We start from the raw sequence: 14,363 nt of genomic DNA on the forward strand, positions 1-14,363 counted from the left end.
GGCGGAGGGGTGGCGTCTGCCGGGTGTCCCTGGTGATTCCAGCGCCCGCCGTGCTGGTTGGCTCCGCTTCCCGTCCAGGTTTCGCTGGCGTAACGGCCGGTCACCAGACGATAGAAAATCATGCAAAGACCCCGCCTTCCAGGCGGCTAACACGTCTCAATAACGACATTTGTCATGTTTCATTTTAGTCATTTGGCGGGTTGTTGAGGGTTTAATCGCGGGCACGGTTGCCAGAGAGGCAGGATTATGCAGTTGACTACGGAGACCTTTTTATTTGTTATTTTTGTAAGTTATTGATTTTTATTGAGAGTAATGGCAGCTTAGAAAAAAGGGTGAGATGAGTAAATTTGAAGTTTTTTATATATAAAACAAAGAAGTGAGTTGATATTATTTCAGTTCACTGCCGTACAGGCAGCTTAGAAACGAATACGGATAAAGTCTTCTCGACGGTAATGGTTCACTGCCGTACAGGCAGCTTAGAAAAATGTGAAATCTGAATACGGAGATGGATTCGTGTTCACTGCCGTACAGGCAGCTTAGAAAGTGAGCGTAGCTTCAACGTAGTCGTTTGCTGGGTTCACTGCCGTACAGGCAGCTTAGAAATATCCAGATTTCCTCGCCAATCTTCAGCTTGTGTTCACTGCCGTACAGGCAGCTTAGAAATCTCTGAAGAAGGCCGAATCCATAACCATGACGTTCACTGCCGTACAGGCAGCTTAGAAATTGAGGTTAACGGTTTTTGGCGAGATGCGGACGTTCACTGCCGTACAGGCAGCTTAGAAATGCAGGCACTGTTACCGGTGGGATGGGCGAAGGTTCACTGCCGTACAGGCAGCTTAGAAAGTCCAGACCAGCCAACTGCTATGCATTACAGAGTGCACTGCCGTACAGGCAGCCTGGGACGTATTAACTCGCTGATTATCAGAATAAATTGTGCCATTCATTTCTGGACGACAAACTGGAAAATCAGGCACGGCCGAAAATGATGATTCGAGAGGACCGACCGCTGGACGGTCCGCCATTTTCGCTTTATCAGCCCGCCATTCAGCTTTTACTGCTGCAACACCTCAGCAAATTTCGCCAGCCATTGCGGATGCGCGGGCCACGCAGGTGCGGTGACGAGGTTGCCGTCGACATGCGCCTGATCGATACCTATTTCAGCATAATGCCCGCCGCTGAGCCGCACTTCCGGCGCGCAGGCCGGGTAAGCGCTACAGGTCCGGCCTTTCAGTATTCCTGCGGCGGCCAGCAGTTGCGGGCCGTGGCAGACGGCGGCAATGGGTTTGTGCGCGGCGTCGAAGGCCTGTACCAGTTTGAGCACCTCATCGTTCAGGCGCAGATATTCCGGCGCTCGTCCACCGGGGATCAGCAGGGCGTCATAGTCCTGTTCTTTTACTGCCGCAAAATCAGCGTTGAGGACAAAGCGGTGTCCGGGCTTCTCGCTATAGGTCTGGGCCCCGTCAAAATCATGGATCGCCGTCATGATATAGTCGCCTTTGCTCTTATCCGGGCAAACCGCGTCAACCTGGTGGCCAATCATCTGCAATGCCTGGAACGGTACCATGGTTTCGTAATCTTCAGCGTAATCGCCGACCAGCATCAGAATTTTTTTGCTCATCATGAGTGTTCCTCAGGGAATAAAGATGACTAAGGTATAGTCCAGCGGCGAAGGGAATGCGAACAGCAAGTGGCGTTGTGAGCGCTGATTCTGCGATGTTGTCATCTGTGACCAGAAACGACTTTTGTAGAACATAAAGTGGTTGCGCTACCTGCGGTCAGGAAGTGCGTAAAGAGGTATCGAGAAATCCTGCCGGTTCAGCGATCATCGCTGGCGCGAAATTGTATCCGCTCCACCTGCAGCAGGAGAGCAGAATGATGTAGCTTTAGCAAATGGCTCCTTCTTCTGCTCCTGGAATACAGGCAGTAAGATTTAATGGCTACGTCAGAAATTGCAATATTATGCCGCTACTGTAGCTGTTCTCTGGCAAATTGACTGCCTGACAATGATATAAACGGTTTTATATCTATTTCAGAGAATTTTTAAAGTAAATATAGAAAACCCTCAAAGAACGTGATTAATATTAATGCAGGGAATATTACTCTTCAAAGAGTTGATTGTTTGATGAAAGTCACATTTGCATACAGAGGTTTTCATCAATAGACAGATGACATTACTATTTTGCGCAAAGGGTTTGCCATGCCTGAAAACACGATCACCCCCTCTGATCTAAAAACTATTCTTCATTCTAAACGCGCTAATATTTATTACCTCGAAAAATGTCGTGTACAGGTGAACGGCGGTCGGGTGGAGTATGTCACCCAGGAGGGCAAAGAATCTTTCTACTGGAACATCCCCATTGCTAATACGACTGCGGTGATGTTGGGTATGGGGACCTCTGTTACGCAAATGGCGATGCGGGAGTTTGCCCGCGCCGGGGTGCTAGTTGGGTTTTGCGGAACGGATGGCACGCCGCTTTATTCGGCTAACGAAGTGGATATTGATGTCTCATGGCTCTGCCCGCAAAGCGAATATCGTCCAACAGGGTATTTGCAAAACTGGGTGTCATTCTGGTTTGACGAAGCAAAGCGGCTGCAGGCGGCAAAAACATTTCAGTTTATTCGGTTACAGCAAATTGAAAAACAGTGGTCAGGGCTGCGGATGCAGCGCGAAACCTCGTTTCAGTCAGATATGGACGTATTGCAGGCCATTCTTGAGCGCGCGCGGCAGGGGATGGAAAGCGCCAATGACCATACCTCATTGATGCTTCAGGAAGCGCAGCTAACAAAATCGCTCTACAAACTGGCAAGCCAGACGGTCGGTTACGGTAGCTTTACCCGTGCCAAACGGGGCGGCGGTGTTGATACGGCAAACCGGTTTCTCGATCAGGGCAACTATCTGGCCTACGGGCTGGCCGCTGTCGCGGCCTGGGTTACCGGTATTCCCCACGGTCTGGCTGTGATGCATGGCAAAACCCGCCGTGGCGGTCTGGTCTTTGATATTGCTGATTTAATAAAAGACGCCCTGGTGTTGCCGCAGGCATTTATCGCCGCGATGGAAGGGGAAGACAATCAAATGTTTCGTCAGCGCTGTATCAACGTTTTCCAGCAGGCCGATGCGCTGGACGTGATGATCGCCACGCTACAGGAGACCTCCCTGTCACTCGCTAAGGCGGCCCCATGAATATCCTGATCATCTCCCGCTGTACGAAAAAGGCGCGTGAAGAAAGCTGTCGGATCATCGACCAGTTTGCTGAGCGAACGGGAGATGCCGCCTGGCAGACGGCGATCACCCTTGATGGCGTCAACACGCTCAGAAAACTTCTGCGTAAAACTGCCCGACGCAATACGGCTGTTGCCTGTCACTGGCTTAAAAAAAACGGGCAAACAGAGCTACTGTGGATTGTCGGTAATATTCGTCGTTTTAACGCGCAGGGCCGCGCGCCCACCAACCGTACCACGCTCGATGTGCTAAAGAGCGGCGCGGAACATCGCTGGAACAGTGCCGAGAGTATTGCGTTACTGGCCGCTATCGCCGGGCTGTTTCACGATTTTGGTAAGGCCGGGATGTGCTTCCAGCAGACGCTGCGCGGAGAAAGTCAGCATGTCTGTCAACCGTACCGCCATGAGTGGATCTCTGTTCGCCTGTTTCAGGCGTTCGTCGGCGAACGGACCGATGAACAGTGGCTGGGTCGGCTTGGGCAGCTCAACGCCTCTGACGAAAAGGAGATGCTAAAAGCAGTGAAGATGGATTCGCCGACCTGGACGTGTAGCCCGCTCAGCACCTTACCTCCTCTGGCGAAAGTGGTCGGATGGCTAATGTTGTCGCACCATCGGCTGCCGCAGTCACTCTCAGTGCAACCCCAGTTAATGTATTGCGAGGGCTGGATCGAGCGGCAACTGAACGCCGACTGGAACTCGCTTAATCACACATCTACTGGCAAGCATCAATGGAAAGATCGCGACTTTAAAAACGTCTGGAAATTCCCCCACGGTACGCCGCTGAAAAGTAAAACATGGCGCGAGAAAGCCCGGCAGATTGGCAAGCGCATCAGGAATCTGCCGGGATTATTGCACTATGGCTCTCTGGATAATCTCTTCACTCTGCACCTTGCGCGTCTGTCACTGATGCTGGCCGATCACGTTTACTCTTCTCAGCCCGCGTATGCGGGATGGCAGGATGAAGCTATTCAGACCTGGGCAAACAGCGACCGTCAGACCCGACAGCTCAAACAAAAACTCGACGAGCACAATATTGGCGTCGCGCATCATGCGTTACTGCTGGGGCGTTCTCTTCCCACTTTACGGCGCACATTGCCAGCCATTGCCCGGCATAAAACGTTCCGGGAAAGGGCGAAAGATGCACGCTTTCTCTGGCAAAACAAGGCCTGGGACGTGGCCTTGTCCCTGCGCGACAAAAGTGTCGAGCAGGGCTTTTTCGGTATCAATATGGCGTCTACCGGGTGCGGTAAAACCTTTGCCAATGCGCGCATTATGTATGCGCTGTCCGATGAGCAGGAAGGGTGTCGCTTCAGCGTGGCGCTGGGACTACGTACGCTGACGTTGCAGACCGGGCAGGCTTTGCAGTCGCGCCTGGGGCTGGATGACGATACGCTGGCCGTGGTGATCGGTTCTGCCGCGGTGCGAGAACTTTACCAGGGGAACGACGGGGAAGATATCAACAGCGCAAGCGACGAGGCGTTTTTCGCCTGCCACCATTATGTTCATTATGAAGGCGCCACGGGTAGCGGCATCGCCCGGCAGTGGCTTGCGCAAGAACCGGCGCTCAATCGGCTGGTTAGCGCGCCGGTGCTGGTGACCACCATCGACCATCTGATGCCTGCAACAGAAGGCGTGCGCGGCGGCAGGCAGATCCCCGCTATGCTACGTCTGCTGACCAGCGATCTGGTGCTTGATGAGCCAGATGATTTCGATATTGATGATTTGCACGCGCTGTGTCGTCTGGTGAACTGGGCGGGAATGCTGGGCTCACGTGTGCTTCTCTCATCCGCGACATTGCCCCCCGCATTGACGGAAGCCCTGTTTGAAGCCTACCGGGAAGGGCGCAAAGCCTGGCAGGCAGCGTGTGGCGTATCTGGCAGGCCGGTAAACATCTGCTGCGCCTGGTTTGATGAGTATGGCGCCCAGTCTCACGATGTGGCAGACGAAGCCCTGTTTCGTCAGGCGCACGGCAAATTTGTAACTCAGCGCGTTAAACGTTTGCCGGAAAAACCCTGCCTTCGTCTGGGGAAACTGGCGATCGTGGCGCTGCATTCAGCTGGCAATTCAGGCATTGTTTCGGCGGTTGCGAACACGCTGCACCAGCAAATGCGGATACTTCATCAGCACCACAACACGCATAAAAATGGTAAAACCGTTTCGTTTGGCCTCGTCCGGCTTGCCAATATCAATCCGCTGGTCGCGATAGCCCAAACGCTAATGGAAATACCCTCGCCAGAAAATTACCGCATTCATTATTGCGTTTATCACAGCCAGCACCCGCTTGCGGTCCGCGCGTTGATTGAAAAACGTCTGGATGGTGCGTTTACCCGCCATGATCCGCAGGCGATTTGGCAGTTACCCGAAGTGCAACAGGCGCTCGCTATGCCGGAGCAAAACCACCTTTTTGTGGTGCTCGGCACCTCTGTTTTAGAAGTCGGCCGGGATTTTGATGCCGATTGGGGGATCGCTGAACCAAGCTCCATGCGTTCGCTTATTCAGTTTGCCGGGCGTATTCAGCGCCACCGTCAGCACGTTCCTGTGCGCGAGAACCTGGTGATTCTGGAACGCAACGTGCGAGCCCTTCAGGGTAAAACGGTGGCCTATTGCCGGCCGGGGTTTGAAACCGAAAAGCATCTGCTTCCTCACCACGATATGCATGATCTGCTCAGTGAAGAGGGCTACCGGACGATCGATGCTGTGCCACGCATTGCTGAGGGCATACCTGGAAACAGACTTGCGGCGCTGGAGCATACCCGGTTGCGCGCCGCGTTGCTCGATGGGGGCGATAAACAGGAGGCGATTGCCGCATCCTGGTGGCGGCTACCGCTGACGTGGAGTGGTGAACTTCAGCGCCGCACGCCGTTTCGCCGGTCTTCACCGCAGGCCTCTTTCTTTCTGAGTATGGAAGAGGACGATGACGAGCCCGAGTTTTGCCTGATGCAGGAAAACGGAGGGTTAAAACCAGCCGGACGGTTTCGCTGGCAGGCCTTGACACTCGCCGATGGTGTACAGCCGTGGTTCGGCGTGGATTATGCGCAGGTGCTGCTTGCGTTGGCCGAGTCGAAGCAGATGGAGCTTGCTGCTGTGTCGCGACGCTTTGGGGAGATAACGCTAAGGGTGGCTAAAGAAGAGGAGACAGAAGAGTGGCTATATCACCCGGTGCTGGGTGTGTTTCGCCCCCTCTGAAAGAGGGCGCGAACTGCTTGTGCAGCAGTTTACAGGATTGAGTCCAATCCTAAGTGTCATATTTCTAAGCTACCCAATTCATTTATAACAATCGTAAAGCCATAAAGTAATCAGCTAAAGGAGAGGGGGATGGATGAAGGGGCTTTGATAGCGGCGCTTCGAAATTATATTGCTGGACGACGGCAAGCAAAGCTGGAAGCATTCGATAAAGCGGCCGCAAAGCGCAGTGATGCAGATAGCGCGACGCTTGCGGCAGAACGCCGGGAACTGGAGCTTCGCTATGAACCGAAAGCATGGCTGACGGATGCAGCAAAGCGAGCCGGGCAGATTAACCTCGTGACCCATGCGGCGAAATTTACCCACGGGGATTCAAAAAGTAGCAGTATCTTCAGCGAGGCCGTGGCGCAGGAAGGTTATCTGAGCAGCGCGACGATGTCAGGTCTGGAACCGGATGCGGTTGGCAACGCCGCGGCGCTGGATGTGGCGAAACTGCTGCAAATGCGTATTGAAAACGGTGATTCTCTTCTTGCCTCTCTGAAGCGCGGCGATCGCAGCCCTCTGGCTGCTTTTACCGACGATGCCGCTGAACTGGCTGAGTGGGTTTCAGGGTTTTCCCGCGCATTTACGCCGGGAGAACCGGCTTCCCACAAACTGGCGAAGCAGGGCTATTTCCCTGTGGGGGACGATTATCATCTTTTAAGCCCGCTCTTTGCCACCTCACTTGCCCATGCTGTGCACCAGAGAATGATCGCCTTAAGATTTGGCGATGACGTTAAGGCTATCTGGAAAGCACGTCGTGAGAAAACCTGGCACCCCACACCGCTCACGTTATTCCCGGATTCAGCGGAAATGCATTTTGGCGGCACTAAGCCGCAGAATATTTCGTATCTCAATAGCGTCCGTGGCGGGCGTACCTGGCTGCTTTCCTGCCAGCCGCCGCAGTGGAAAAGGGCGGAAAAAAAACCAACGAATTTACGCTCGGTGTTCACTTTTGGCGGCCAGTTTGATCGACGCGCCAACGGCAAACTGCAGTTGCTGGTGTCATTGCTGACAAGAACCGGTGATTACACCAGTTTTCGTATTCGTGAAGCACGCGATGAATATATCGACGCGCTGATCGATCTGCTGTTTGATGTGGTGTCTGACCTCCAGCGTGAGACGTGGCAAAACTGGACGCTCGACTGCCCTGAACTGAAGGCGCACCAGCAGCTCTGGCTCGATCCGTGGCGGATAAAAACCGACGAAGCGTTTCGTCTGGAGCGAGATAAAGATGACTGGCAGGCAAAGGTGGCAGAAGATTTCGCCCTCTGGCTGAACGCGCGTCTGCGTAAGGCGTTGCCTGACGTTGGCGCGGTGGAAAAACATGAGTGGGAAACCCGCGAACGTTTACGCACCAACCTGCGTGAGATGGAAAAAATCATTCAGGAGGCGCTGAAATGAGTTCGCTAATCCTTCTTCGCCGTATAAAAGTGGAAAATGCCAATGCGGTGGCTGGCCTGACGTACGGTTTTCCCGCTATCACTCATTTCCTGGGCTTTGCGCATGCGTTGTCGCGCAGGCTGACGCAAACCCAGGGGCTGCGAATCGACGGGTGCGCAGTGGTCAGCCACGAGCATCAGATCCACGCCCATACATCGGGCCGCGATTTTCAATTTGCCCTTACCCGCAACCCTCTCACGCGTGAAGCCAAAACCGCCTCTTTTAACGAAGAGGGGCGTATGCATCTGACGGTATCGCTTCTTCTCGAATGCCACGGTGAAATCCCAAATGGTGAATACGGCCAGCGTGAGCTTGCAGATTATCTGGCGCAGGTGTGTCCGACGTTCAGGCTGGCAGGCGGGATAATCGTCTCCATTGAAGGCATTTCCGTCATGCCGATGCCGGCAACCGGGCGCGAAATGTATCGTCTGCAGTGGCAGCTGATGCCGGGTTTTGCGTTGCGCGATCGCAGCAGCTGGCTTTGCGAACATCACCAGATGCTTCTGGAAAACGATCCTGCCGCGACGTTACTTGATGCATGGCTCGACTTTGCCGCGCTGAAAATACAGGCCGAAACCCCGGAAGATAAAGGCATTCAGGAAGGCGATCCTGCGGCGTGGCAGTATGTTCCCAAACCTAAGCCCGGCTTTCTGGTTCCCCTCATGACCGGGTACCAGCGGATCTCCGAACTCTATGCCCCTGGGGTAGTGGTTAATGCTCGCGATGCGCAGACGCCGTTTGCGTTCACGGAAGCGGTTTACGCGATTGGCGAATGGTGCGGGCTGCACCGGATCCAATCACTGGATGATATTTTCTGGCGTTACCACTCGACAGAAACAGGCTACTACTGTCAGGGCGCGGGCGCGCCATTGGCACCAGAACATCTCAAATAAGGACTGACATATGGCAAAGGCTCCGACTGCCGTTAAAACGGCTTCTGTACTGGCATTTGAACGTAAACTGGCCACCTCGGATGCGGTGATGTACTCTGGGCGTTGGCAGGGAAATGAGTGGCAGCCCGTTCGTGTTCAGGAAAAAGCGGTGCGTGGCACAATCTCTAACCGCCTGAAAAATGCGCTCACCAGCGATCCGGCGAAGCTGGATGCTGAGATCCAGAAAGCGAACCTGCAGCGGGTGGATGTGGCGGCGCTCTCCGCGGAAGCAGATACCCTGCTGGTTAAGTTTTCTCTGCGCGTGCTGGGGAATTTATCCACCCCCTCTGTGTGTAACGACCGTGATTATCAGGATGCGCTTCGGCAGGTGATCGATGGTTATATCCGCGAAAATGGTTTTGCCGAACTGGCACGCCGCTATGCTACCAATCTGGCTAACGGGCGCTTTTTATGGCGTAACCGCGTAGGCGCTGAAAAAATTGTTGTTAAGGTCACTGGCAGCAAGGAATGGATGTTTGACGCGCACGAATATGGTTTGCGTGATTTTTCTGCCAGCGATAAGTCGCTCGACGAACTGGCCCGGGAAATTGAAAAAGGCCTCAGCGGAGAAGGATTTGTCCTCCTCAATGTAGAAGCACAGGTGTTCCTGGGCGCAGGGCAGGAGGTTTTCCCATCGCAGGAGCTGGTGCTGGACAGTAACAGCAGCAAAAGCCGCTTGTTATATCAGGTAGATGATATCGCGGGCATGCACTCGCAGAAGATTGGCAATGCGCTTCGCACTATCGATACCTGGCATCCTGAGGCTGACGAACTTGGCGCGATAGCCGTTGAGCCATATGGTTCTGTCACCAGTCGCGGCGTAGCCTGTCGTCAGCCGAGAGAGGAAATGGATTTTTACACTCTCCTTGATAACTGGGTCACCAAAGGGCAGACGCCGGACAAAAAGCAGCAGCACTACGTTATGGCTGTATTGATCCGCGGCGGCGTGTTCGGCGAGAAGAGCGAGTAAGGAGTTGTTATGGATCACTATCTGGAGATCCGCGTGCTACCTGACCCGGAGTTCAGCGAGGAGATGCTGATGGCGGCACTGGTTGCCAGGCTGCATCGCGCTCTGGGGCGGCGAGGAAAGGGCGATATTGGCGTGAGCTTTCCGTCACATCATATCAAGCCCGGCGCTGTCTTGCGTCTGCACGGCCAACACCGGGCCTTAAATGAACTTGAGTCAACGGGATGGCGAAAAGGGTTGAATGATTACTGCCTGTGTTCGCAGGTACAGCCCGTGCCGGAGGCGGCAAGCTGGCGCTGCGTCAGCCGCGTTCAGGTAAAAAGCAGCCCGGAGCGGCTTTTACGACGCTCGGTCAGAAAGGGGTGGTTAACCGAAGAAGAGGCGCAGAAACGCATGGCGACGGTGGAAGAAAAACGGACTGATTTGCCGTGGCTGAATTTGCGCAGCCTCTCTTCGGGCCAATCGTTCCGGCTGTTTATTCGTCATGGCGATTTACTCCCGGCACCCGTTGCGGGACTGTTTTCAACCTATGGGCTAAGCGCGACCGCCACCGTTCCCTGGTTTTGAGACACAAAACCGCATCTGCTCTCAGGATGCGGTTTTTTCTGCCAGACGGGTATCAAAAACAAAAGGGTACTGCTGAACGGAGGCGAGCGCCTGATGAAACGCAGGATGCAACGGGTTAAGAATTGCGTTGTTTTCATAAGGGATGATGCAGGAGGGCAGTACTAACGCCAGCGCGCTGGTGGCCTGTAACCAGCCAGTCCCTAAATCCATGGTGGATACCGGAGCCGGGTTTTCCTGCCAGTCTTCGGGTAACCAGTGTTGATCCAGATATTCAATCTGGTCATCTGGAATGTTGATACTGAAAAGCTGGTACTGATTAAGCACCGCGTCTTTTTTAACGTGCACCAGTATTTCGAGTGAGGCCAGCGAGATGGACGCGGACACATATACGGCAGGATGGCCCTTATGATTCCAGCGGCCGCCATACTGGTTTGCCCCGCTTCCACTCCATGCCTCGCTGGCGTACCGCCCCATCACCAGGCGATAAAAAATCATGCAAACACTCCGTGCTCCAGGCGGCCAATTAAATCGGTTACCTCAAGTGCGCCGGTCTCAGTTGCAATGAGATCGACCGGAGCAGCATTGCCCAGCCCACGTACCGGGGATTGTAGCCAGTTCCAGGCTTCATCTTTGCTGCCGAAATAATCAACGGCGGCGTCGAGCACCCGAACGAAGCGTGCTACCCGCTCACTTTCATCGGGAGTGAGGGTTCGCCCCGCACTTTTGCGACGAGCAACGTTGCGCTCATTAATGCCCGTTACGCGAAGAATGTCCGCTTTAGACATCTCGGTCCATTCATGAATATTATCGAGTACGCTGACCGGTAGCCCCTGATTGAGAGATTCGATCAGCCGCATTCCCCGATTTGCAGGCAAACCGGCATAGCGCCAGAGCGCGTTGTCAGCAGGCTTCTGCTCGGGAACCCATGTTCTCATTTTTCATCTCCTGCTTTCTGTCATTTGTCATGGTTAAGTATAGTCATTTGTCTGGTGTTTGACAGGGCGATTTTTTGACGAGTCGTACATCCCTGGCAGATTCCGGAGACCCTTTTTTAATGTTGATTTATAATTATTTGATTTTAAATATTATTTTTTTACAGGCTGAAAAAAGGGGGAGAAGCGTCATTATATGAGGTTATCTCGTGAAATCAGTAAATTATGGAGATACTATGTCAGTGCACTGCCGTACAGGCAGCTTAGAAAGTCGCGGCAGGCACGATTCTGGGCCTGACCAAGTGCACTGCCGTACAGGCAGCTTAGAAACAGGGCGGGGATCAGTGCAAGTGCTTTGGATAGTGCACTGCCGTACAGGCAGCTTAGAAAAATGGGGCCGACCTGTTCGAGGCGCTGGAAAGGTGCACTGCCGTACAGGCAGCTTAGAAAGCAGAAGCTACCGGTATCGTGCTGACCCTGTTGTGCACTGCCGTACAGGCAGCTTAGAAATTGATAATTGGCGCAGATAGAGCGTGCGTGGTGTGCACTGCCGTACAGGCAGCTTAGAAATGGTTCCCCGGCTGTTCCCGGCGTCGGCGGTTGTGCACTGCCGTACAGGCAGCTTAGAAATGCGCCATAGTTGTCGCACCGCAATACACTTCGTGCACTGCCGTACAGGCAGCTTAGAAATGACATGTCCTGAACAATTTCAAAGACCTGATGTAGGGGGCAAAAACCACGGGCGTCAAAAAAACCGGCAACCCTTATCAGGACACAATCTCACAGTTGCTTTTAAAACGTGCCAGGACTTACTGAGATAAAGTGATTTGAACAGTTCAGCATCTGAAAGAGTATCGAATAACGATTCGCTCATCGTCGATTCTGAATGAACTTAAATGCCGTGGAACAGGCTGGAATTCTATGGGGTTTACCAGAAAGAGAACGTATGAAAACTTCACACCGTTCGATAACCGACAGACTGTTGCTGATGTCTGCGGAATAAAGAATGGTGCGTCCGAGTGGACTCGAACCACCGACCCCCACCATGTCAAGGTGGTGCTCTAACCAACTGAGCTACGGACGCATTATGGTGCGTTTAATTGGACTCGAACCAACGACCCCCACCATGTCAAGGTGGTGCTCTAACCAACTGAGCTATAAACGCATTATGGTGCGTTCAATTGGACTCGAACCAACGACCCCCACCATGTCAAGGTGGTGCTCTAACCAACTGAGCTATAAACGCATTATGGTGCGTTCAATTGGACTCGAACCAACGACCCCCACCATGTCAAGGTGGTGCTCTAACCAACTGAGCTATGAACGCAATGTTGTGGTGACAACGGGGACGCATATTAGCGATCGGATGGGGTTGTGGCAAGAGGCAAACGTCACTTTTCTTTCAGATCTCACGCGATTGCGGAAGTTTTACGCATATTGCTTATATTTTACTGATGATAAAGGATATTTCTTATCCAACTGCCTTTGTCGCGCTGCGGCGTCGTTCCTGACGCAGGGCGAAGAGGGGCCTGGAGAAGCCGCCGGGAGAGAGAACAGGTGATTCGTCAGGCGGACGGCGCAAGAGGCGTCGCAGACGCTTGTGCCGCAACAGAGGGATTATTTGAAAATAAGGCGAAGGGTAAAAAGCGCGCAGAGGACTAACAGGATCAGAATAAGCTCAAAACGATAGCGCTGCAGCATAGTGGCCTCCTGAAATAAAACCGGCGCTGTAGCAGCGCCGGTTTATGATTAACCTGACTTACCGGAAATATTAAGCAGCCGGTTGTGCAGCAGGTTTAGCGGCGTGGTGTTTAGCAGCTTTGTGGTGTTTTTTCGCAGCCTGAGCTTTCTGCGCTACTGGTTTAGTTGCAGCTTTGTGGTGTTTTTTCGCAGCCTGAGCTTTCTGCGCTACTGGTTTAGTTGCAGCTTTGTGGTGTTTTTTCGCAGCCTGAGCTTTCTGCTCAGCGGCTGGTTTAGCAGCGGCTTTGTGGTGTTTTTTCGCAGCCTGAGCTTTCTGTTCAGCGGCCGGTTTAGCAGCGGCTTTGTGCTGTTTCTTATGATGCACGGTTTTGGCAGTGGTGCTGTGAGTTGCAGCAGCCGGAGCCTGAGTGGTGCTTACTGCGTCAGCAGCGAAAGCAGCAGAAGACAGACCCATAGCAGCGGCAACGACCAGAGCTAATACTTTTTTCATTCTGATATCCTCGAAATTGTTTCTTCAGTTAACCCCACTGCGGGGCTGTTGAAGTCACTATAAGTATTTCTTTCCCAGGCTTCAGTGAGTGTTTGGTATCGGCAAGTAACGGAATGTACAACGGCTGTGGCGGGCGAAAAACAGGAGGCTCCGCTGACGACGGAATACGTGTCAGCGGAGGGAAGAGACGGTTAGCGACGCGGTGTCCGGGACAACGCCGTGAGCAGCACCGGGCGGGTCATTGGTACGCAATAGGCGGGCTGGCCGCGTTCAAAACGCCATCCTTCGGACAGCGGTCCGGCATCAACGGTGTCAAAACCAAACGCCTCGTACAGCGCGGCGGCTATCGCTTTCCCTTCTTCACTATCGCCTGCCAACGGCAGCGCCCGACGATTTTCCGCGCCTGCGGGCAGTCCATCGCTTTCCAGTTGGGTCATAGGAATCGCGTTAAACGCTTTGGTGACGGTGGCGGCAGGCAGGATTTGAGCGAGTAATTCGCTGGTAGTGATTTCTCCTGACTCCAGCGCCTCAACCGGGCCGTCACGTTCGGGATAATAATTCACTGCATCAATGACATGTTTATCTTTAATTGCGGCGACCGGCAGCGAGTGGATGGCGCTGAGCGGCACGGCAATGACCACCACCTCACCAAATTCGGCAGCGTCATTTGCGCTGCCGACCTGGCTACCAATCATCGGACCCAGGCTGAACAGAGTCTGTGGTCCCCGCGAGTTACTCAACATGACATCGTGACCGGCGGCAAGCGCCAGCTTCGCCACAGACCGGCCAACGAATCCGGCACCGATAATACCAATCTTCATTTTCAACTCCTTACGAATGATCAGGGTGTGGCGATAAATTTAATTCCATCTGTACAGAAGATAAATCGT

The 14,363-nt window shown here is 53.5% G+C and carries 11 protein-coding genes, 4 tRNA genes and 2 CRISPR repeat arrays; of the genes, 6 read left to right on the forward strand and 9 right to left on the reverse strand.

The features are described 5' to 3' along the window. The first annotated feature begins 395 nt into the window (after positions 1-395). A CRISPR array of direct repeats spans positions 396-903; the repeat unit is 28 nt; unit sequence GTTCACTGCCGTACAGGCAGCTTAGAAA. A 148-nt stretch (positions 904-1,051) separates the two neighbouring features. Beyond that, a complete protein-coding gene (locus CWM52_RS08170; RefSeq protein WP_015584190.1) occupies positions 1,052-1,618 on the reverse strand; it encodes a DJ-1/PfpI family protein in 567 nt (188 codons plus the stop codon). A 579-nt stretch (positions 1,619-2,197) separates the two neighbouring features. Between CWM52_RS08170 and cas1f the strand changes: the two genes are divergently transcribed. The 6 genes from cas1f to cas6f all read left to right on the forward strand — a co-directional run bounded on the left by cas1f (position 2,198) and on the right by cas6f (position 10,350). Then, positions 2,198-3,181: a type I-F CRISPR-associated endonuclease Cas1f gene (cas1f, locus tag CWM52_RS08175; protein ID WP_100683637.1), complete on the forward strand. Its 984-nt coding sequence runs from the start codon at positions 2,198-2,200 to the stop codon at positions 3,179-3,181. Next, entirely contained in the window at positions 3,178-6,405 is a 3,228-nt protein-coding gene (gene cas3f / locus CWM52_RS08180; protein ID WP_100683638.1) for a type I-F CRISPR-associated helicase Cas3f, read from the forward strand. Before cas1f ends, cas3f begins: the two co-directional genes overlap by 4 nt. Before the next feature lie 129 nt (positions 6,406-6,534). Beyond that, entirely contained in the window at positions 6,535-7,845 is a 1,311-nt protein-coding gene (csy1, locus tag CWM52_RS08185) for a type I-F CRISPR-associated protein Csy1 (protein ID WP_100683639.1), read from the forward strand. Continuing rightward, positions 7,842-8,777, forward strand: a complete 936-nt coding sequence (gene csy2, locus CWM52_RS08190) for a type I-F CRISPR-associated protein Csy2 (protein ID WP_100683640.1) — start codon at positions 7,842-7,844, stop codon at positions 8,775-8,777. Before csy1 ends, csy2 begins: the two co-directional genes overlap by 4 nt. A 10-nt stretch (positions 8,778-8,787) precedes the next feature. Continuing rightward, positions 8,788-9,786 carry a type I-F CRISPR-associated protein Csy3 gene (gene csy3, locus CWM52_RS08195; protein ID WP_100683641.1) on the forward strand — a complete coding sequence of 333 codons (999 nt, stop codon included), beginning with the start codon at positions 8,788-8,790 and terminating at the stop codon, positions 9,784-9,786. A 9-nt stretch (positions 9,787-9,795) separates the two neighbouring features. After that, positions 9,796-10,350, forward strand: a complete 555-nt coding sequence (gene cas6f / locus CWM52_RS08200; RefSeq protein WP_100683642.1) for a type I-F CRISPR-associated endoribonuclease Cas6/Csy4 — start codon at positions 9,796-9,798, stop codon at positions 10,348-10,350. A gap of 21 nt (positions 10,351-10,371) precedes the next feature. Here the strand turns inward: cas6f and CWM52_RS08205 are convergent, their stop codons facing one another. From CWM52_RS08205 to CWM52_RS08240, 8 genes are all read right to left on the reverse strand, one after another. Further along, positions 10,372-10,845, reverse strand: a complete 474-nt coding sequence (locus CWM52_RS08205) for an RES family NAD+ phosphorylase (RefSeq protein WP_100683643.1) — start codon at positions 10,843-10,845, stop codon at positions 10,372-10,374. Then, positions 10,842-11,285, reverse strand: a complete 444-nt coding sequence (locus CWM52_RS08210; protein WP_100683644.1) for an antitoxin Xre/MbcA/ParS toxin-binding domain-containing protein — start codon at positions 11,283-11,285, stop codon at positions 10,842-10,844. The genes CWM52_RS08205 and CWM52_RS08210 overlap by 4 nt, the downstream gene beginning before the upstream one ends. A gap of 239 nt (positions 11,286-11,524) precedes the next feature. Next, a CRISPR array of direct repeats spans positions 11,525-11,972; the repeat unit is 28 nt; unit sequence GTGCACTGCCGTACAGGCAGCTTAGAAA. Between the two features lie 317 nt (positions 11,973-12,289). After that, positions 12,290-12,366, reverse strand: a tRNA-Val gene (locus CWM52_RS08215). 4 nt (positions 12,367-12,370) lie between these two features. Further along, positions 12,371-12,447 (reverse strand) — tRNA-Val (locus CWM52_RS08220). 4 nt (positions 12,448-12,451) lie between these two features. After that, positions 12,452-12,528 (reverse strand) — tRNA-Val (locus CWM52_RS08225). 4 nt (positions 12,529-12,532) lie between these two features. Continuing rightward, a tRNA-Val gene (locus CWM52_RS08230) sits at positions 12,533-12,609 on the reverse strand. Between the two features lie 444 nt (positions 12,610-13,053). Then, positions 13,054-13,473: an acid resistance repetitive basic protein Asr gene (gene asr, locus CWM52_RS08235; protein WP_100683645.1), complete on the reverse strand. Its 420-nt coding sequence runs from the start codon at positions 13,471-13,473 to the stop codon at positions 13,054-13,056. A 191-nt stretch (positions 13,474-13,664) separates the two neighbouring features. Then, positions 13,665-14,294: an NADPH-dependent F420 reductase gene (locus tag CWM52_RS08240; RefSeq protein WP_100683646.1), complete on the reverse strand. Its 630-nt coding sequence runs from the start codon at positions 14,292-14,294 to the stop codon at positions 13,665-13,667. Positions 14,295-14,363: the final 69 nt, after the last annotated feature.

Source organism: Raoultella sp. T31, assembly GCF_002806725.1.
Lineage (GTDB): Bacteria > Pseudomonadota > Gammaproteobacteria > Enterobacterales > Enterobacteriaceae > Klebsiella > Klebsiella electrica.

Coding starts and splice junctions, on each gene's coding strand:
- csy1 (WP_100683639.1), top strand. CDS start 6,535: ATGGATGAAGGGGCTTTGATAGCGGCGCTTCGAAATTATATTGCTGGA.
- cas3f (WP_100683638.1), top strand. CDS start 3,178: ATGAATATCCTGATCATCTCCCGCTGTACGAAAAAGGCGCGTGAAGAA.
- CWM52_RS08210 (WP_100683644.1), bottom strand. CDS start 11,285: ATGAGAACATGGGTTCCCGAGCAGAAGCCTGCTGACAACGCGCTCTGG.
- CWM52_RS08205 (WP_100683643.1), bottom strand. CDS start 10,845: ATGATTTTTTATCGCCTGGTGATGGGGCGGTACGCCAGCGAGGCATGG.
- CWM52_RS08170 (WP_015584190.1), bottom strand. CDS start 1,618: ATGAGCAAAAAAATTCTGATGCTGGTCGGCGATTACGCTGAAGATTAC.
- asr (WP_100683645.1), bottom strand. CDS start 13,473: ATGAAAAAAGTATTAGCTCTGGTCGTTGCCGCTGCTATGGGTCTGTCT.
- csy2 (WP_100683640.1), top strand. CDS start 7,842: ATGAGTTCGCTAATCCTTCTTCGCCGTATAAAAGTGGAAAATGCCAAT.
- cas1f (WP_100683637.1), top strand. CDS start 2,198: ATGCCTGAAAACACGATCACCCCCTCTGATCTAAAAACTATTCTTCAT.
- CWM52_RS08240 (WP_100683646.1), bottom strand. CDS start 14,294: ATGAAGATTGGTATTATCGGTGCCGGATTCGTTGGCCGGTCTGTGGCG.
- csy3 (WP_100683641.1), top strand. CDS start 8,788: ATGGCAAAGGCTCCGACTGCCGTTAAAACGGCTTCTGTACTGGCATTT.
- cas6f (WP_100683642.1), top strand. CDS start 9,796: ATGGATCACTATCTGGAGATCCGCGTGCTACCTGACCCGGAGTTCAGC.